Below are 19,815 nucleotides of genomic sequence, written 5' to 3' on the forward strand. Positions count from 1 at the left end.
TGTTTGTGTGGTTACTTGCATTTTACACGAAGCTGTTATGGGCTGTTTTATTTTAGCCATGTTTTTAGGTGTTGCACTTAATATTACAATTCGTCTAATAAAAAAACTGCACCCCTACTATTTTTGTTCTAACAATTGGAGGTGCAGTGCAAATTATTTAGCGCCACTTAAGGCTATATTACTCTTTTCTTTCGACATCCTGAACGCCCCACCACGAAACACCCTTTAAGCCTTTGATATTTTGATGATGGAAGGTAGGATCAATACCTTGCTTTTTCTGTGAAATATAATCTTGCAGTACTTGAAAGGATATTTTGCTAAGCAATAAGATTGCGATTAAGTTTACAACAGCCATCATCGCCATAAACATGTCTGCCATATCCCATACTAATTGAATCGAAGCCATAGAACCAAACATCACCATAGCTAATACAAATACTCTATAAATCGTCAGCCATGGACCTTTATGATTTAAGAAACTCACATTTGTTTCTCCGTAATAATAATTTCCAATCACAGAGCTAAATGCGAAGAAGAAAATAGTAATTGCTAAGAAAATTGATGCCCACGCACCAACATGCGAGCTTAGAGCTACCTGTGTAAGCTGAATACCATCTTGAGATGCTTGATAGAAATTATCGTATAATATAATAATAAACGCAGTTAAACTACAAATTACAATTGTATCGAAAAAGACCGCCAGTGATTGCACAAGGCCTTGCTTAACTGGATGATTAACTCCTGCTGTTGCTGCAGCATTTGGGGCACTACCCATACCCGCTTCATTTGAAAACAATCCGCGTCGTATACCATACATCATTGCGGCCCCAACGCCTCCACCAAATGCTTCTTCTAAGCCGAAGGCATCTCTGACAATTAAAAGAAACACGTCGGGAACTGCTGTGATATTGGTAAATACCACATAGAAACCAACTATCATGTATATAACAGCCATTATTGGCACAATAACTCCAGCCACTGAAGCTATTCTTTTAATACCACCAAATATAATCATAGCTGACAATGCTACTAATACAATTCCAGTCCACACTTTATCTATATTAAAAGCTTCCTCTACGGCATTAGATATTGTGTTTGCCTGAACCGCATTAAAGATAAATCCAAACGTAATTGTGATCAAAATCGAAAATAATACACCCATCCATTTTTGTCCTAAAGCTTTTTCCATATAATAAGCTGGGCCACCTCTAAAGCCATCTTTATCAGGAATTTTGTACACCTGAGCTAGTGTACTTTCAATAAAGGCTGTCGCCATACCGACAATTGCTACCATCCACATCCAAAATACCGCACCAGGACCACCTATAGCTACTGCTAATGCTACACCGGCCAAGTTACCTGTACCAACGCGAGAGGCTATCGTGATACTAAAAGCTTGGAATGCATTTGTTCCACGTTTTCCACTTTGTTCAACAGCTTCTTCTGTGATAACACGGAACATATCACCAAATAATCTAAATTGAACAAACTTTGTGCTAAAGGTGAAAAATAATCCTGCTCCTAACAATAAGTATATTAGTACATAATCCCAAAGAATGAGGTTTCCCCATTCTATAATTGTTGCTACTATATTTTTCATTGTATCCATTGTTTCACTCCTTCCGTATGAAAATCTTATACCCTAAAATAAATCATTATATTACAAAATTTTCATTTTAATTAATAAAGTGAAGGAAACCCTTCGATAAAGAGTTTCCTTTTTAAAAAATTAGCTATAACGAATTAAAAAATATTTTTTCTTCCCGCGACGAATCAACGTGAATTTTCCTTCTATTTGATCAGCCTCACCTATTTCATATCCTAATTCTTGCTGTCTTTCCCCATTAATATAAACTGCACCATTTTTAATATCTTCTCTTGCTTGACGTTTAGAAGAGACAATTCCCGCTTCGACTAACAAATCTACTAATGTTATCGATGCCTTTTCTAAATGAAAAGATGGAACATCCTTAAACCCTTGCTCTATTTCGTTAGCTGAAAGAATCTTTACATCCCCACTAAAAAGAGCATTTGTAATGTTTTTAGCCTGCTGCAAGGATTCTTCTCCGTGTACAAGCTTTGTCATTTCTTCTGCAAGGCGCATATGCGGAATGCGTTTTTCAGGCGCTTCATTTAGAGAAACCTCTAGCTCTTCCAGTTCTTTAAAATCAATAAAAGTAAAGTACTTCAAGAATCGTAGAACATCTCTATCATCCGTATTAATCCAGAATTGGTAAAACTCATATGGAGTAGTTTTAAGTGGGTCTAACCAAACAGCTCCTCCTGCAGTTTTACCAAACTTTGTTCCATCTGATTTAGTAATGAGCGGAACAGTTAACCCAAATACTTTTGCATCTGTTCCCTCTGCGCGTGTTCTTCTTATTAATTCCATACCAGCAGTAATATTACCCCATTGATCACTACCACCTATTTGAAGGGTACAGTTTTCTTTTTCAAATAAATTCATAAAATCGATGGATTGTAATATCATGTAACTAAACTCAGTAAAAGATATACCATGCTCCATTCTTGATTCAACAGAGTCTTTCGCTAACATGTAATTGATACCAAAGTGCTTCCCAATATCTCGTAATACTTCAATAAAAGTCATTTGGGATAGCCATTCGTGATTGTTTCTAACCACAACTTCATTTTCATTTTCTTTCACATCTAGTATCGAATAAATTTGTTTTTTTATTTGATCACTAAAGCCTTGAACTACTTCTAAACTATTCAGACTACGCTCAGTCGAACGCCCACTTGGATCTCCTATTAAACCAGTTCCCCCACCTATCAATGCAATTGGGCGATGGCCAGCTTTTTGAAATCTTTTTAACATTAGTAGTGGTAATAAATGTCCAATATGCAGACTGTCTGCAGTGGGATCAAAGCCGCAATATAGTGTCACGGTATTTTCTGATAAATGCTTTCTTAAACCTTCTTCATCTGTTGTTTGGTGGACTAAGTCCCGTCTTTCTAAATCTTCTAATAAATGCATGGTTATTCTCCTTTTTTCGTTTACTCTCAAACCTATAAATTTATACCTTTTTCGATATAAACTAAAAAAACCCCTCCCTATAAAAAGGGACGAGATTATATCGCGGTACCACCCTCGTTGCAATTAAATAATTGCCACTCAAGGAATTAACGATGAGACCCACCGGCCACAAGCATAGTTGTAGCAGCTCCAGAACGTAATTCACAAAAAAATATGTACTGACTTTCAGCTACCGTCAGCTCTCTTTAGACAGGGATCTTTTTGCTACTTCAATCTTTCTTCGCTTTATAGTATTTTATTGTATGGATTATTAATACCATAATTTATAATGCAATGCAATATTTTAATGAAAATTTAATATGGGAATATTGACTAGTATGCTATAATGGTTAGTGATATTTAGGAGGAATGCAAATGAAGATGAAAGAATTTTTTATAAATACATGGGCGAAGATTAAACATATATGGCAACAAGGAAAAGTACAAAAATCATCTCGAATTACTTACCATGTTATGTGGAATGTTATATTATTTTTTATCATGATTACTATTACTGGCCTCTTTTTTGCAGGGGGTGTCGGTGCAGGGTATTTCGCATCACTTGTTGATGATGAAAATGTCTATCCAAAAGAAGAAATGCAATCAGCAATCTATAGCTACGAAGAAACATCTGAGATGTATTTCGCGGATAACGTTCTCTTAGGGGAAGTATCCTCTGATCTTTATCGTGAAGAAATCCAACTAAGCGAAGTATCTGATTATGTGCAAAAAGCAGTCATCGCAACAGAGGATGAGTATTTTGAAACACATAACGGAATCGTACCAAAGGCTATTTTTAGAGCTATGTTCCAAGAAGCTACCAATGCTTCTAACAAAACAGGTGGAAGTACACTCACCCAACAAATTATAAAAAATCAAATTTTAACAAATGAAGTATCTTTCGAACGTAAGGCAAAAGAAATGTTACTTGCGATGCGTTTGGAACGCTTTTTTGAAAAGGATCAAATTTTAGAAGCCTACTTAAATATCGTACCTTTTGGTAGAAATTCTTCTGGCCAAAATATTGCTGGAATTCAAACGGCTGCAGAGGGTATTTTCGGTGTGAATGCAAGTGAATTAAATCTTGCACAGGCTGCATTTGTTGCAGGTCTACCACAAAGCCCTTCTGGTTATACTCCCTTCACTAATGGAGGTAACATAAAGGATGACGGTGGCTTAGAGCCTGGCTTGAATCGGATGCGTTCGGTATTAAATAGAATGCTAGAAGAAAGCTATATCACACAGGAAGAATATGATGAAGCAATTAATTATAATATTATTGAAGACTTTAAAGATGCAGAACCTTCGCTATTAGAAGAGTATCCTTTCTTAATGAACGAAATTAAAAAACGTGCCATCGACGTTTTAACTACTGTTCTAGCTGAACAAGACGGCTATTCAAAAGAAGATATTGAAAATAGTGAAACGCTTCTAGAAGAATATGAAATTTTAGCAGAGCGTGCCATTGCAAATGATGGGTACAAAATTCACTCAACAATTAATAAAGAAATCTATGATAGATTCCAAGATATTGCACGAGAATACAATAATTACGGACCTGATAAACAAGCTAGAAATGTTACAACGAATGAAGTAATCACAGTAGAGGATCCAGAAACTGGTGAAGAAAAACCTCTAGTGGAACCTGTTCAAGTCGGCAGTGTGTTAATAGAAAACAAGACTGGAAAAATCTTAAGCTTTGTTGGTGGACGCGATTTTAATGTCGAGCAATCCAATCATGCAACAACTACACGTAGACATAACGGTAGTACGATGAAGCCACTTCTCGTATACGCACCAGCAATGCAGCAAGGTGTTATTCAACCAGGAACACCAATAGCGGATGTGGAAAGAGAATTTCCAGGATATACTAAAAGACGTGCTACTAACTATACCGGTCGCTATTATGGATTAGTTTCTGCAAGAGAAGCACTTTATAAGTCTCATAATATTTCTGCACTTCAAATTTACGACAAAATTATCAATACGGATCCTGCAGCTCAATATTTGGAAAAAATGGGCTTACCTTTATCTGAAACTGATGAAAATAATGATCATGTTAACCTATCAGCAGCTTTAGGTAGTACTTACTATGGTTTTACGGTAGAAGAAAATACAAGTGCCTATACTACATTTGGTAATGGTGGTAAGTTTGTTGATGGCTATATGATAGAACGTATCGAAACCACAGACGGTGAAGTGATTTACGAACATGAGAGTGAAGAGGTAGAAGTTTATACACCTCAAACAAATTATTTAATGCTTGATATAATGCGTGATGTATTAACGCGTGGTACTGGTACTGCAGCTAGAGCTAACCTATCTAACAAAAGCGTTGATTGGGCAGGTAAAACAGGTACTTCAAATGAATTCCGTGATACTTGGTTTGTAGCAACCAATCCGAACGTCACACTCGGTAGTTGGATGGGATATGACAATAACATGCGACTTGCTGATGGTTATAGTAGTCGCAACAACACATTTTGGGCACAACTAGCTAACGCTGCAACAGAAGTTAATCCCGAATTAATGGCACCAAGTAGTCGATTCAAACAACCTGGTGGTATTGTGTCAAGATCGTATTGCATGACTTCTGGGATGCTTCCTTCTGAAATATGTAGCGGGGCAGGATTAGTAAACTCTGATTTATTTAATGCTAGTTTCGTACCAACCAAGCGTGACAATAGTTTAATTCGTGATTCTTATGTGATGGTTGATGGAAAAGCAATTATTGCTGGAGAAAACACACCTGAAGAATTTACAGAAGGTGATGGATTATCCTTTAACCCTAAGTGGTTGAAAGAAATGGGATATGATAAATTAATTGATATTAATCAACTTATTCCAAGTACTTCTGGTGTATGGTCTGATATTAAGTTTCCAGATACTGATGAGATTAGTGATGATGGTAAAGCACCTGCTACACCATCCTCATTAATCAATCGTGGTAGTACGCTTAAATGGTCTGAATCTGGAAGTAATGACGTTGTTGGTTATCGCATATACCGGGCGAGCGATCCAGACAGTAATGACTTTAAAAAGATAGGAAGTACAACTGATCTAAACTTTAATGTCTCGTCCAGTAAAGCTGTGTACAACGTTCGTGCAGTTGATTACTTTGGACAAGAATCCAGTCCAACTAAAAAAGTTATTATTGGTGACTTTTCAGAACCGGAACCTGAGCCTGAACCTGATAAAAAACCTAAGCCGGAGCCTGAGCCCGATAAAAAACCTAAACCTAAGCCGGAGCCTAAACCGGAACCTAAGCCAGAGCCTGAGCCCGAACCTGAGCCCGAACCTGAGCCAGAACCTGAACCTGAGCCAGAACCCGAACCTGAGCCTGAGCCAGAGCCTGAGCCTGAGCCTGAGCCAGCAGATTAATATTAATAACTTTTAACCGTCACCTCTTATACTTGCATAGGAGGAATGAAGACATATTAAAGCACACGCTATAACTTAGAGCGTGTGCTTTTGTTATCTATTATGTTGACGTATTATTTTATAAGGGTTACTACTTTTGATTTTTACGCTATTTAATAAAGGCATAAGTTCAAATAACGAACTTATGCCCATTTCTTTTTTAAGTTAAAATTTTAATGTTGATTATAGAATTCTAATTCAGCAATATTCCCATAACCTCCATCAGGACTTATATAACGAAGATAGCGATAAGTTTCTTCGGTTGTTAGTTCCACTACATTCCATCCGGATTCTGGCTCTGAATTAATCGTATATAAATCTTCGAACCCTTCGTCTGAAGAAACATTTGATCCTTGAATTTTACCCCCTAACATTCTTCCCGTAAAACCTTCTCTAGGATAAAATCTGATTTGGGAAGGTACCACTTGATTGCCTTCACCTAAATCAATTCCTGTGTAACCACCATTTGCTTCTTTATAGTCGAAGAAGGTGTTGGTATTTCCATCAAATGCTTTATCATATTCTGCACCTGCTGACCATGAAGGGGTTGTTCCGAACGGATCTCCTGTTACTAATGCTTGTTGATTCGAAATATCAACAATTAACTCTCCTGCAATTCCAGATCCGTCCATTGCCTTCGCAATTACCTTAACCTCTCCATTCAAACCTTTCGCATTACCTGATAACAATCCATCTGAAGTAATAGTAGCAGTATCTGTATCAGCACCATCTAAATCAGTAACAGACCATTCCACGGTTTGATTCGCATTTGCAGGTGAAACTTCTGACGTTAACTTTAATGTTCCACCGTTTGAATCAATGGACTTCACTCCATCTTCTCCAATCACAGAGATATTGGAAACTTCATCATATAAATTGATAGTTTGCTCAACATCATCCATTGAAACAAGTTCCTTGCTTGTACTTGTATAGGCTATATTTGTAAGAGTAACATCTGTTGTAAAAGCTTCTGTTTCTTTTGCTTTCATATTTACTTTAAACAGATCAGGATCATTAAAGAAACGATTTGGCGCACCATCTAAAACAATCTTAATCTCACCTGGTTGTTCAGACTCATGATTTATTTTTAATTTTTTTACTAAAGGGTCCACAGAAACAAATTCTACTTTCTCTGGATCATAATTAAGGTTCATTTCAATAGAGCGCAGATTATCTCCTTCACCGCTCATTTCATAGGTAAGACTATATGAATCACCTACTTTTATATCCTCTATTTCTTTAACGGATAAAGCTGGTTCTGAAGTTTGAACACTTAACGTATCTGTTCCAACAAAAATCTCACCGGTTGAGGAAGTGATACTAACCCTAACTTCGGTGGCACCTGTTTGTCCATCAATTGCTCTTGCAAATTCCCTACGTTCCATTTTCACTTGGTAACCCTTATTAACAGTCGAAACGTTAGCGTTAACGGCCTCACCGTTTATGGCAACTGTAGCTGAATTATCAACTACTAAATCCTTAGCATTATCCGGAACTTGGACATTAATGGTAAGATTCCCTTTCAACTTTCCTTTCAATTTATCAGGCTCTAGCTCAACAGTTGACGGAACAATAAAGTTCGCGTTCGGTTTTGGCGCTTCCTCCATATCGTTTCCTAGGAAGTAGCTTGTGTGTGGAGGTTGGTTATAAGCCACATTCTGCCAAGCAATTCCTAAGCGATAAACCGAATCATGCATAAGTGTGGGAATCTTATGCTCTGTTAGGTCGGTTGTTGTATACAAACGAAGTTCTGTACTATCAATATTCCTCACTATGACTTCCTCACGCCAGTCACCAATGAGATCAGCCTGTAATGCAGGATTACCTTTTGTTCCGTTGTTAGAAGTTGTTCCTTCCATCTTCAAAATATTGTCCAACTCATTGTTTTCATAATCCCATTTATCAATTCTAGGTGTTCCGATTCCCACTTCATAATCAGTCCAGTCATGGTCTAGTAGCTCACGAGATAAATCGCCATCCCACCAGATAGCGAAGTTAGAAGTTGGAATTTCATCACCAATTTTTTCACCATCTGCAGTATAAAGGTAACCTTCACTATCATTCCATGCTCCACCAACTGCCCATGCTTCGGAACCTGGATATCTGGGATCTACATCTGCGGATACTCCTCTACCAGTGTCTGCACCTGTAGGAACAGCCCATAGTTCTTCACCTGTAGAAGCGTCTCGCATGCTTAAACCATAATCTCCCCATTCATGAACTTGAAATACCTCCATCCCATCTCTATTAGGATCAAGGTCACTAACATGCATTGCATCACCGTGATTCCAGCCTGTTGAATAAATACCTGTACCATCATCGTCGACAGCCATTGCACCAAAAATAATTTCATCTTTACCATCTTCATCGACGTCAGCAATACTTAAGCTGTGATTACCTTGTCCTTCATATTCTTCGTTCCCTTCGTCAGTGTCAAAAGTCCATAACTCGGTTAACTTGCCATCTCGAAAGTTATAAGCTGTAAGCATTGTTTTTTCATAGTACCCTCGTGTCATCACAATACTAGGCTTTTGACCATCTAGATAGGCCACTCCCGCAAGAAACCGATCCCCTCGGTTACCATAAGTGTCACCCCAATCTCCCATGTTACCGCGAGCTGGTGAAAAGTCTGTGGTAACAAGTTCTTCACCTGTTTCACCCTCAAAAACTGTTAAGTATTCAGGACCTTCAAGTATATAACCAGAACTGTTACGATAATCTGCATTAGCATCGCCTATCACTTTACCAGTTGCATCCGTTGCCCCATCTGCTGTTCTAAGCGTAACTTCTGCTTTACCATCACTATCAAAATCATAAACTAAAAATTGCGTATAATGCGCACCGGCACGAATATTTTTTCCCAGACCGATTCGCCATAATTGTGTACCGTCTAATTCATAAGCATCCATAAAAACCTCGCCTGTATATCCTGCGCGTGAATTATCTTGTGAATTTGATGGTTCCCACTTTAATATGATTTCATATTCACCATCACCATCAAGATCACCTACACTTGTATCATTTGCATGATAAGTATAATCTTCCCCATCAGGAGTTGTGCCACCATCTGGTCTTTGAAGTGGAATAGAGTGGTATTGGTTCCCCCACACTTTAACTTCTTGTGACTCCTCTACTTCCTCTCCATCCAGGGTAGCGCTTACAATATAAGTCGAATCAACTGTTCCCTCTTCATCTAAATAATTTGTGCTTGATGTTATTGTTTCATCATTTATCTTTTCACCATCGCGATAAAGGTTAAAAGCAACTTCTTCTGAATCTGTTCCTAATAAACGCCAGCTTACAAAGATACCGTCATCTGTGTTAACTGCAACAACACCTCGTTCTAAATACTCCATTTGGTAAAGTGTTTCCCCAGCTTCATTTGCGCTCACTGATGATAATTGAACTGTGCTAGCAAATGAGGTAGCCACAAGAGCTGCACTAAAAACTATTGCACTTTTCTTCAATTGTTTCAACAAACATAAAACCTCCTAAGGATAGATTGAAAACAAGTAGTTAAATTCGTTCCATAATGGATTTAAGTATTAGGTGAGGGTGCTAACTTTCTCATAATAACCAAAACAGTAATTCACCTCCTTTAAATACTTTAATCATTCTTGAGTTAGCGAATAGAACTATTTCACTTTATGGGATGTTATAATTAAACGAAGTAAGGCAACGATCCAGAGGCCTCATATTACAGTGTTTTAACATAGTAGTGGTAATATCTTGTTAGAAGGAAAAACGTTATTAATATTTATTGAATTTGAAAAATTCTTTGAATGATAAATATTAATACTACATAAAAGTTAGCGCTTTCATTTTATGAAACAAAAAATACACTAATATCTAAGCGGATATATAAATCCTAACAAAAATTTAAATATTAGAGTATATAAAAAACAGTTATAAACATTAAAAAAACAGAGAATATAAAAAATTTTCATCAAAATAAAGTCTTCATCATCTGAAATTGGAATTTATAGTCTTTTTTTTACTAGCTGAAATACTCGCAAAAACTTTTTTCATCTTATAATCTCTTCTATTTTTTTGAACTTTTCATATTCAATCTCCCTTCCTATCAAAAATCATTACTTAGCAAATAATCCATGTTTAGTATATCAGCGGATATTAAACCAAAGAAAAAAATGACTCTTTTCTCTTCTATACTTCTAACTCAAACGTTGATATTTTAGCTGTAGTGGCTTTAGATTAAACTATGATTACTAATATCTAGTAAGCTTATCATTTAGAATCAATAAGAAGTTAGGTTTTTGCTAATGATTACAATCTATTCGAAAGTTTAGTATAATGGGTTACTAAGTATATGTATGCTTATCCAAGGTGGTGGATTAATTGAATCACAAAAAAACTTATCAAGAAAAAATCTTATCAACATCTGTTGGTGAAATCGTGCTAGCTGGTCCTATATCCTCTGAAAAACTTTCTGAATTAGACTTCCATAAAAAATTGGAAGCGTTTCGACCATCAGAAAAGCAAAAAAAAGCATTGATGGGAATTGCAGACTTAGATGAAGGCAGAATTATTGCCGGAATCATAAATGATGAGATAGTAGGATATGCCACTTTCCTACATCCAGATCCTTTAGAGCGTTGGTCTGCTTTTAACATGCAAAATTTAATAGAGCTCGGCGCAATTGAAATAGCACCAGAATTTAGAGGCATTGGCCTAGGTTCTTCGCTCATTAAGCTAGCAATTGACGATCCATTTATGGAGAATTACATTATTTTCTCTACGGAATATTATTGGCATTGGGATCTTAAAGACACTAAATTAAGTGTTTGGAATTACAGAAAAATTATGGAGAAAATGATGTTTGCCGGTGGGTTAACACCCGCACCAACGAATGATCCTGAAATTATGTCCCACCCTGCGAATTGTTTAATGGTCAGAATTGGTAAAAATGTTCCGAAAAAAGACATTGAGAAGTTTGATGAATTACGTTTTTTAGATGAATCGAAACATTCACCCTTTATATAGAAAGGATCGATACGTTTATGTTTGTTAAAGATATGATGAAAACTGAAGTTATTACATTACAAGCAGAGGCAAAAATTTCAGAAGCTTATCAATTACTGCAAGAAAATCATATTCGTCACATACCGATTATTGATAATAATAAACAGGTAATTGGAATCATTTCAGATCGAGATGTTAGAGATGCAAGCCCTTCCATACTTGATGAAGTTTACAATGAAGAGGCTTTAAGCTTTCCAGTTTCATCTATTATGACTACTCCAGTAACGACAATTCATCCTTATGATTATGTAGAAGAAATAGCAGCAATTTTTTATGATCGAGAATTTGCATGCTTACCTGTGGTTAAAAATAACATATTGGTTGGTATAATTACCGAAAAAGATATGCTTTATACGCTGATACAACTAACTGGCACACACGTCCCTAGTTCTCAAATTGAAATTAAAGTTCCTGACAGAATAGGAGTTCTTGCCGATGTAAGTGCATTTTTCAAACGTCGAAAAATCAAGGTTGCCTCTGTGCTCATTTATCCTTACTTAGAAGATAGCAATTATAAAATTCTAGTTTTTAGAATCCAAACGATGAACCCGATGAATATTATGGACGATTTTAAAGATAGTGAATTTGAAATTGTCTCCCCCTCGTTGGAGAATCCACATGAGTAACTGTAATACGGCTTTTATTTATACAGAGGCTTTTAAAGATTACAAATTCAGTGACGACCATCCGTTTAATCAAATCAGAGTTTCAGCCACGAAGGATTTATTGGAATATGAAAAAGCTCTGCCAGCATCTAATATAATTTTTCCTAAACAAGCTTCAGAAAGTTTAATTTCTGGTATACACACCAAAAATTATATAGAAGCTGTAAAAAGGGCTGATCAAAGTGATACTCCTATTTCAGAATATTATAAATATGGACTCGGAACAGAAGATACCCCCATTTTTAGGGGAATGTACGAGGCTTCTGCTACATTGGTTGGGGGAACGATAGAAGCTGTAAACCAAGTCTTAAATCATCATTATCCGCATGCACTTAATTTGGGCGGGGGTTTACATCACGGTTTCCCAGAAAAAGCATCTGGGTTTTGTATCTTTAATGATGCTGCTATTGCAATTAAGTATATAAGAGAAAATTACAATTTACGGGTGTTATATGTGGATACTGACGCGCATCACGGGGACGGTGTGCAAGCTTCGTTCTATGATGATCCTAATGTATGTACAGTTTCGTTTCATGAAACCGGAAGATACTTATATCCGGGAACCGGAAATACGAATGAACGAGGAGTCAAAAAAGGGTTTGGGTATACATTTAATTTTCCTTTGGATGCTTTTACAGAAGATGAATCGTTTCTTTCTATTTTTAAAACCTCTATGGACGAAATAATGGATTATTTTAGACCAGATATTATTATTAGTCAACATGGTGTAGATGCGCACTATTTAGACCCACTTACCCATCTACATGCTACCATGAACATTTTCGAAGAGATCCCTAAGCATATTCATGCACTTTCACACCAATATTGTGAAGGTAAATGGATCGCTTTAGGTGGGGGAGGATATGATATCTGGAGAGTCGTACCGAGAGCATGGAGTCAGCTATATAAAATCATGCAGGATTCTACACCTTTTACTGGAAATCTATCTTCAGAATGGCAAAAAAAATGGCAATCACATGCAAATGTTGTCTTACCTACAACATGGGAGGATGATTTAGCTCACTACAAAAAAATTCCTAGAACGGTTGAAATAACAGAGAAAAATCAGCGTATGGTCGAACAAACCTTACAATTCATACGCAATCTTTCTATTTAAATAATAAAAACGATACACTCGCTTGTATATTAGCGAAAATGTATCGTTTTTTTATACTTAATAGATTAAATATTCTGGAAATCCTTATATTATCTTTTATGAGGAGACTAATTTTCTATTTAATGAAATAAACCACAAGAAATTTTATCTTTTCTTGTGGTTCTATTCTTCACCAATTTCTAATATTACTATCTCTACTCTTCTATTTTTACTCCAGTTAGCTGGCGAATCATTAGGCGCAATTGGCCTTGTATCCCCATACCCCACTGCCATAAATCTTGATTCGTCTATATTGTCATCATTTAACACATAACGAATGACACTGCTTGCTCGTGCGCCTGAAAGCTCCCAATTTGATGGGAACCGAAAGTTAGAAATTGGTCTACTATCTGTGTGACCTTCCACACGAACAAGATTAGGAATATTATTTAGCAACGTACCAACCTTATCTAAAAATGGCATCCCTGGTTCTAAAATTTCTGCCTCACCGGAATCAAATAAGGCTTTTTCTTGAAGAACCAACACTACCCCTTCATCTGTCCTCGAGGCCGATATAACATTATTTAAATTATTCTCATTTAAAAATGCTTCAACTTCAGCTAAAAGCTTATCCAATGTGTCTGCGTCTTCAACTGTAGCTTGTACATTGTTCTCTTGCTCGACTACAGTCTCGGTCGGCTCGGTATCCGCAACATTATTTTTATAATCATCGCTACCTTCATTGTCCTCTAAAATTTCTGCATTTTCTGTTGGATGTTCAGCTGGCACAATAGATGGTAAAGTATCAAATACCATCCGATTCCGAAATGACTCTGCAACAGCTTGAAATTTAACTAAGTCGATTTGTGACATAGAAAACAATAAAACAAAGAAAACAAGAATTAAAGTAACCATGTCTGAATATGTTGTCATCCATCTTGGTGCACCTTTTGGCTCTTTTCTAATTTTTCTACGCTTCATTGAGAGACTCCTCTGCGTACTTGGCTTCATCTTCTTCTTGGAGTTCTTGCTTTTCTTTCATTTCTTCTGAAAGGAATGCACTTAGTTTTTCCTTTAAAATTCGAGGGTTTTGTCCAGATTGAACACCAATAACCCCTTCAATAACAATTTGTTTCATAAAAACTTCTTCACTTGTTTTTGTTTCTAATTTTCCTGCCATTGGAATAAATACAAGGTTTGCAAGTACAGATCCGTAAAATGTTGTAAGTAATGCTACAGCCATACTTGGACCTAAGGTTGCAGGGTCTGATAAGTTTTGAAGCATAAGCACTAATCCAATTAATGTACCTATCATACCCCAAGCAGGTGCATACTCACCAGCTTTTTCAATAATTAAACGACCTCTATAGTGACGATCTTCCATCGCATCAACTTCTGCACTCATAATATCACTAATCACTTCTGGTTCTATTCCATCAATTGCTAGTAGCACACCTTTTTTAATAAAAGGATCCTTCACTTCATCTAATTCATTTTCAAGTGCCAATAATCCTTCTCGTCTAGCTCGATCAGATAATCTTTCAAATAATTGAATTAAATCTGCTAAATCATGGTCATTTCTCTGAAATGCTTCTTTTATTACATGATGCGTGGTTTTCATTTGTTTAATATTAAAATTAACAAGTAATGCTGCAGCTAAACCACCAAGCACAATTAATACAGAAGATACTTGTACAAATGAGACAAATCCTCCCATTCCGCCACTAGAAATAATACCAAACATAATCATCGCAAAACCAATAGTTATACCGATTGGGGTTAATAGATCTCTTTTTTTCATATGCTCTCTCCCTAACTAAGTAAAACTTTCTCAAAATAAGATAAATGATAGATTAAAAATCAATCTACCATTTATATCGGCATAAAAATTATTTTGTTGAGTTTCTTTCGATGATTCTATGAGGTAAAACAACATTTTGTTCTTCGACCGTCTCTTTATTCATATATTTTGTTAATAATCGCATAGCAACTGCACCAATATCATAGGTAGGCTGAACAACGGTAGTAAGTGTAGGACGCACCATTGTAGCTAGTCTAGTATTGTCAAAACCAACGACTTGAATATCCTCTGGAACATTTATCCCTTTATCCTGAAAACCGTGAATTACTCCTAGTGCCATTTCATCTGTTGATACAAATACAGAATCCGGCGTTTTATCCAATTCTAAAATTTGATTCGCAGCTTCAATACCTGATTCATAAGAAAAATTACCTTTAAATATTAACTCATCATTGACTTTGTCATTTTTCTCTTTGATTGCACGTGAGTATCCTTTGAATTTTCGTGAATTCACGTCTGAATCCTCTTCTCCTGTAACATAAGCAGGGTGTTTGGATCCTTTTTCCATTAAAAGAATGGTTGCTTCGTATGCTGCTTCTTCATAATCAATATTTACAGAAGGAATTGTTTCAGACGCATCAAGTGTAGCCGCCAAAGCTACTGGCACTGGAGCTGTTTTTAACTGTTGTACATGCTCTTCAGTAATGGTAGCTCCCATATATACAAGTCCATCTACCTGTTTTTCATACATGGTATTGATTAACCGCAGCTCTTTATCCTTATTTTGATCTGAATTACTTAGAATAATGTTGTATTTATACATCGTCGCAATATCATCAATACCTCGAGCTAGCTCTGAGAAAAATATATTTGAGATATCTGGAATGATAACCCCAACAGTTGTGGTTTTTTTACTTGCTAAACCTCTTGCTACCGCATTTGGGCGATACCCAAGTCTTTCAATTGTATTTAATACTTTTTTTCTTGTAGCTGGTTTCACATTTGGATTACCATTTACCACACGGGAAACCGTAGCCATGGATACATTTGCTTCTCTTGCTACATCATAAATAGTCACATTCACTTTTTTTTACCTCCAATTTCATTACGGAAACGCTATATTGCTTTAATGATACGCTACAATTATTTATTCCGCAACGATTCTACAATTTTTTTATTATAACACTTTTCTTGTGAAAAATTTAATAATATGTACCTATTATACAAAATGTTGGAATGTTTTGAAAACAGTTTCTCAATTTTTGAAGAATTTTATACAAGAAATGTCACATCTTTGTTTAATACGAAAAAAAACCACATATGTAATTAACATACACATGTGGTTGAAAATGAATTATTATTTTCCTAGTAATTCGCTCAAGAAGTTATGGAATGTTGGGATATCCATTTGTTGTGCTGCATCCGACAAAGCAACTGCCGGATCAGGGTGAACTTCAGCCATAACACCATCAGCACCGATTGCCAATGCAGCTTTTGCAGCTGGTAATAACAGATCACGACGTCCAGTTGAATGCGTAACATCTACCATTACAGGTAAATGTGTTTCTTGTTTTAAGATAGGCACAGCAGTTATGTCTAATGTATTTCTTGTAGCTTTTTCGTAGGTTCTAATACCACGCTCACATAATATGATTTGGCCATTACCCTTTGAGTTAATATATTCAGCAGCATTAATAAATTCAGCTATCGTTGCAGACATACCACGTTTTAATAGTACAGGCTTATTTGTTTCCCCTGCAGCTTTTAATAATTCGAAGTTTTGCATGTTTCTTGCACCGATTTGAATAACATCTAAATAATCAACAGCTTTTTCAATATGAGCAGGATTTACAATTTCACTTACAACTGCTAATCCATATTCATCTGAAACTTTTTTCAATATTTCTAAACCTTCAAAACCTAACCCTTGGAAGTCATAAGGTGAAGTTCTTGGTTTAAATGCACCACCACGAATTAATTTTAATCCTTCTTTTTTAATAGCAGCAGCTACTTGTGATACTTGCTCATAACTTTCGACTGCACACGGACCAAAAATGAAATGCTGGTTACCATCACCAAATTTTTCTCCATTTATATCGATTACTGTATCTTCTGGTTTTTTCTTACGTGATACAAGTAATGCTTTACTATGATCGTCTTCCTGTAATTCTAAACCTGCTTTGAAAATTTCTTTAAATAAATGAATAATGGTAGAGTCTTCAAATGGTCCATTATTATTTTCTAAAATTAAATTAAGCATGTCTCTTTCTCGAACTGGGTCATAGCTTCGATTGGCACCCTGTTTTTCTTTAACCTGACCGGTTTCTTGTACTAACTCTGCACGCTTGTTAATTAAATCTAAAATCTCTAGATTTACTTGATCAAGCTTTGCTCGAAGCTGATCCAATTGTTCGTTACTCATTAAAATCCCCCTAATCCTATTTAAAGTTCTGTGAAAATATGATATTTTTTTATAATTAGGGTTTATTATAGCTAAAAATGTTCCTCTTGTCATCATTAAGTTATAATATTTTATAGATTCTTAATTTTTTTACTATTTATCTGAGAAAGGATACCTTTATATGACAGAGCAGATGTTTGCGTTAGATATTGGAACAAGATCGGTAGTAGGTCTTTTAATGCAAAAAAAGGGTGAGAAATACGAGGTCATTGATTTCGAAACTATTGAGCATGAAGAGCGCTCTATGTTAGATGGTCAGATTCATGATGTCGTTTCTGTAGCAAATGTAATCGCCCGTGTAAAAGCTAGATTAGAAACAAAGCATGATGTTACGCTAAAAAAGGTATGTGTAGCAGCAGCTGGACGTGCGTTAAAAACGATGCGTATTCATACGGATAAAGACATTTCTAAGCAACCATTGATGAATAAAGAGGATATTTTATTTTTGGAACTAGAAGGTGTGCAAAAAGCACAGTATCAATTAGCAAAAGAAGAGGAAAAAGAAGTTACAGGTAATTACTATTGTGTTGGGTATTCCGTAATCAAGTACTTATTAGATGAGGAAGAAATTGGTTCGTTGATTGATCAACAGGGGAATACTGCAGCTGTTGAAATCATTGCTACATTTTTACCTAAAGTAGTTGTTGAATCATTATTATCTGCCCTACATCGTGCTAACCTAGAATTAGAAGCATTGACGCTTGAACCAATCGCAGCCATTCATGTACTTATTCCCCCTTCTATGCGTCGATTGAATGTAGCTCTCGTCGATATTGGTGCAGGGACGAGTGATATTGCCTTAACGGCAGAGGGAACCGTTACAGCTTACGGTATGGTCCCTAGAGCAGGAGATGAAATAACAGAAGCAATAAGTGATCATTATTTACTTGATTTTAATCAGGCTGAGACTTTTAAAAAGGAAATTTCGACTAATCATGTGGCAACAGTTGCAGATATTTTAGGTTTTGAACAAGAAATTCATTTTAAAGAGTTAGTTGATGCTGTATTACCTGCAATAGACCGTTTAGCTGATGCGATCGCTGAAGAATTATATAAATTAAATGGTACACCGCCTAAAGCAGTTATGTTAGTTGGAGGTGGGAGTCAAACTCCCGAGCTTGCTCTCCGATTAGCAAATCGACTGAAATTACCTGCAAATCGGGTTGCTATTAGAGGAGTAGATGCTATTCAAATGTTAGAAAAGAGTGGAAATCTTCCAATTGGACCAGAATTTATTACACCAATTGGTATCGCTATAGCTGCCAAGCAAAATCCTGTCCATTATATAAGTGTGAAAGTAAATAATCGCATGATACGGTTATTTGAAATGAAACAGCTTACTGTAGGCGATTGTTTAATTGCTGCGGGAGTTAATACTCAAAAACTTTATGGCCGGCCAGGAATGGCTTATATGGTCAATTATAATGGAAAAGAGATAACGCTGCCTGGCAGTTTTGGAAAACCTCCTCTTTTAAAATTGAATGATAAAGAAGCAAAACTAGATGAATTAATATCAGATGGTGATAATATTGCCGTTGACAAAGGTCAGAATGGCGAGGCTCCCTCGATTACGTTGAGCGAATTTATTGGTGATCTACCATTTTCAACTATTACATTTAATGATAAGAAGTATACAATAACAAACACAATGACAGTAAACGATAAACCCGTAAGTGAAGATTATGTTTTAAAAGACAATGATAGAATAATATTTCATCAAAGCTCAACAATTGAATCATTCTTAAAGAAAGAAAATGTGAAAGTTGATTACACGAATCAAGATTTCGTTATCTATCTTGATAAGAAACCACTTGTTATGAAAGAGTATTCGAAATTAATCTTACTAAATGGAAAAAAGGCAACACCAACTGACCCATTAAAACATGGTGATCGTTTAGATATACTAACGCCTGAAAATCCAAATGTATCAGATGTTCTAAACAAATTAAATATAGAAGAAAATAAAAAATTAAAAATATTTTATAATGGTCGACCGCTTCTTTTATCCAAACCAAAATTTGCAGTTAAAAGAGATAAAGAAGTACTAAAAACAGATGACATTGTACGAGTTAACGATTATTTAGAATTAACAGAGCTAGAAGAAAACCCGTTTGTTTTTCAAGATATATTTCGTTTTATTTCATTAGACCTTTCCAAAATAAAAGGAAAAGTCGAAATGAAACGAAATGATAATAAAGTAACCTTTTTTGATGTTTTAGAAGAGAGTGACTCTATTTCAATTACTTGGGAAGAATAAATGAGGATCTCTTTGAAATAATTTGTGGTTTATTATCG

At 35.9% G+C, this 19,815-nt stretch carries 12 protein-coding genes and 1 other annotated feature; of the genes, 5 read left to right on the top strand and 7 right to left on the bottom strand.

Annotated elements, in window-relative coordinates:
- Positions 1-178: 178 nt before the first annotated feature.
- Positions 179-1,609, bottom strand: coding sequence for an alanine/glycine:cation symporter family protein (locus DFR57_RS17495; protein WP_114354515.1), 1,431 nt, complete (start codon positions 1,607-1,609; stop codon positions 179-181).
- A gap of 120 nt (positions 1,610-1,729) precedes the next feature.
- Entirely contained in the window at positions 1,730-2,998 is a 1,269-nt protein-coding gene (gene tyrS, locus DFR57_RS17500) for a tyrosine--tRNA ligase (RefSeq protein ID WP_114354516.1), read from the bottom strand.
- A gap of 82 nt (positions 2,999-3,080) precedes the next feature.
- Positions 3,081-3,288 (bottom strand) — a binding site (T-box leader).
- Between the two features lie 124 nt (positions 3,289-3,412).
- Between tyrS and DFR57_RS17505 the strand changes: the two genes are divergently transcribed.
- Positions 3,413-6,418, top strand: coding sequence for a transglycosylase domain-containing protein (locus DFR57_RS17505; protein ID WP_114354517.1), 3,006 nt, complete (start codon positions 3,413-3,415; stop codon positions 6,416-6,418).
- 212 nt (positions 6,419-6,630) lie between these two features.
- Here the strand turns inward: DFR57_RS17505 and DFR57_RS18705 are convergent, their stop codons facing one another.
- A complete protein-coding gene (locus tag DFR57_RS18705) occupies positions 6,631-9,936 on the bottom strand; it encodes a rhamnogalacturonan lyase family protein (protein ID WP_114354518.1) in 3,306 nt (1,101 codons plus the stop codon).
- Between the two features lie 877 nt (positions 9,937-10,813).
- On the opposite strand from DFR57_RS18705, the gene DFR57_RS17515 reads away from it, so the two are divergent.
- Genes DFR57_RS17515 through DFR57_RS17525 form a run of 3 tightly spaced genes read left to right on the top strand, consistent with a single transcriptional unit; the run spans position 10,814 to position 13,279 of the window.
- On the top strand, positions 10,814-11,458 hold the full coding sequence (locus DFR57_RS17515; protein ID WP_114354519.1) for a GNAT family N-acetyltransferase: 645 nt from the start codon (positions 10,814-10,816) through the stop codon (positions 11,456-11,458).
- A gap of 17 nt (positions 11,459-11,475) precedes the next feature.
- On the top strand, positions 11,476-12,123 hold the full coding sequence (locus tag DFR57_RS17520; protein ID WP_114354520.1) for a CBS and ACT domain-containing protein: 648 nt from the start codon (positions 11,476-11,478) through the stop codon (positions 12,121-12,123).
- The gene (locus DFR57_RS17525) at positions 12,116-13,279 is read left to right on the top strand and encodes an acetoin utilization protein AcuC (RefSeq protein WP_114354521.1); all 1,164 of its coding nucleotides are present in this window, start codon (positions 12,116-12,118) and stop codon (positions 13,277-13,279) included. The genes DFR57_RS17520 and DFR57_RS17525 overlap by 8 nt, the downstream gene beginning before the upstream one ends.
- 162 nt (positions 13,280-13,441) lie before the next feature.
- Here DFR57_RS17525 and motS read toward each other — a convergent pair whose 3' ends face one another.
- From motS to DFR57_RS17545, 4 genes are all read right to left on the bottom strand, one after another.
- Positions 13,442-14,239 (bottom strand): flagellar motor protein MotS, encoded by a 798-nt coding sequence (motS, locus tag DFR57_RS17530; protein ID WP_114354522.1) that lies wholly within the window; start codon positions 14,237-14,239, stop codon positions 13,442-13,444.
- A complete protein-coding gene (gene motP, locus DFR57_RS17535; protein ID WP_114354523.1) occupies positions 14,229-15,059 on the bottom strand; it encodes a flagellar motor protein MotP in 831 nt (276 codons plus the stop codon). Before motP ends, motS begins: the two co-directional genes overlap by 11 nt.
- A gap of 88 nt (positions 15,060-15,147) precedes the next feature.
- Positions 15,148-16,143: a catabolite control protein A gene (gene ccpA, locus DFR57_RS17540; protein ID WP_114354524.1), complete on the bottom strand. Its 996-nt coding sequence runs from the start codon at positions 16,141-16,143 to the stop codon at positions 15,148-15,150.
- Between the two features lie 273 nt (positions 16,144-16,416).
- Positions 16,417-17,481: a bifunctional 3-deoxy-7-phosphoheptulonate synthase/chorismate mutase gene (locus DFR57_RS17545; RefSeq protein ID WP_114354525.1), complete on the bottom strand. Its 1,065-nt coding sequence runs from the start codon at positions 17,479-17,481 to the stop codon at positions 16,417-16,419.
- Between the two features lie 160 nt (positions 17,482-17,641).
- On the opposite strand from DFR57_RS17545, the gene DFR57_RS17550 reads away from it, so the two are divergent.
- Complete coding sequence (locus DFR57_RS17550) at positions 17,642-19,777, top strand: cell division FtsA domain-containing protein (RefSeq protein WP_114354526.1); 2,136 nt, start codon at positions 17,642-17,644, stop codon at positions 19,775-19,777.
- Positions 19,778-19,815 lie beyond the last annotated feature (38 nt).

The sequence above is a fragment of the Saliterribacillus persicus genome (genome assembly GCF_003337485.1).
GTDB lineage: Bacteria > Bacillota > Bacilli > Bacillales > Amphibacillaceae > Saliterribacillus > Saliterribacillus persicus.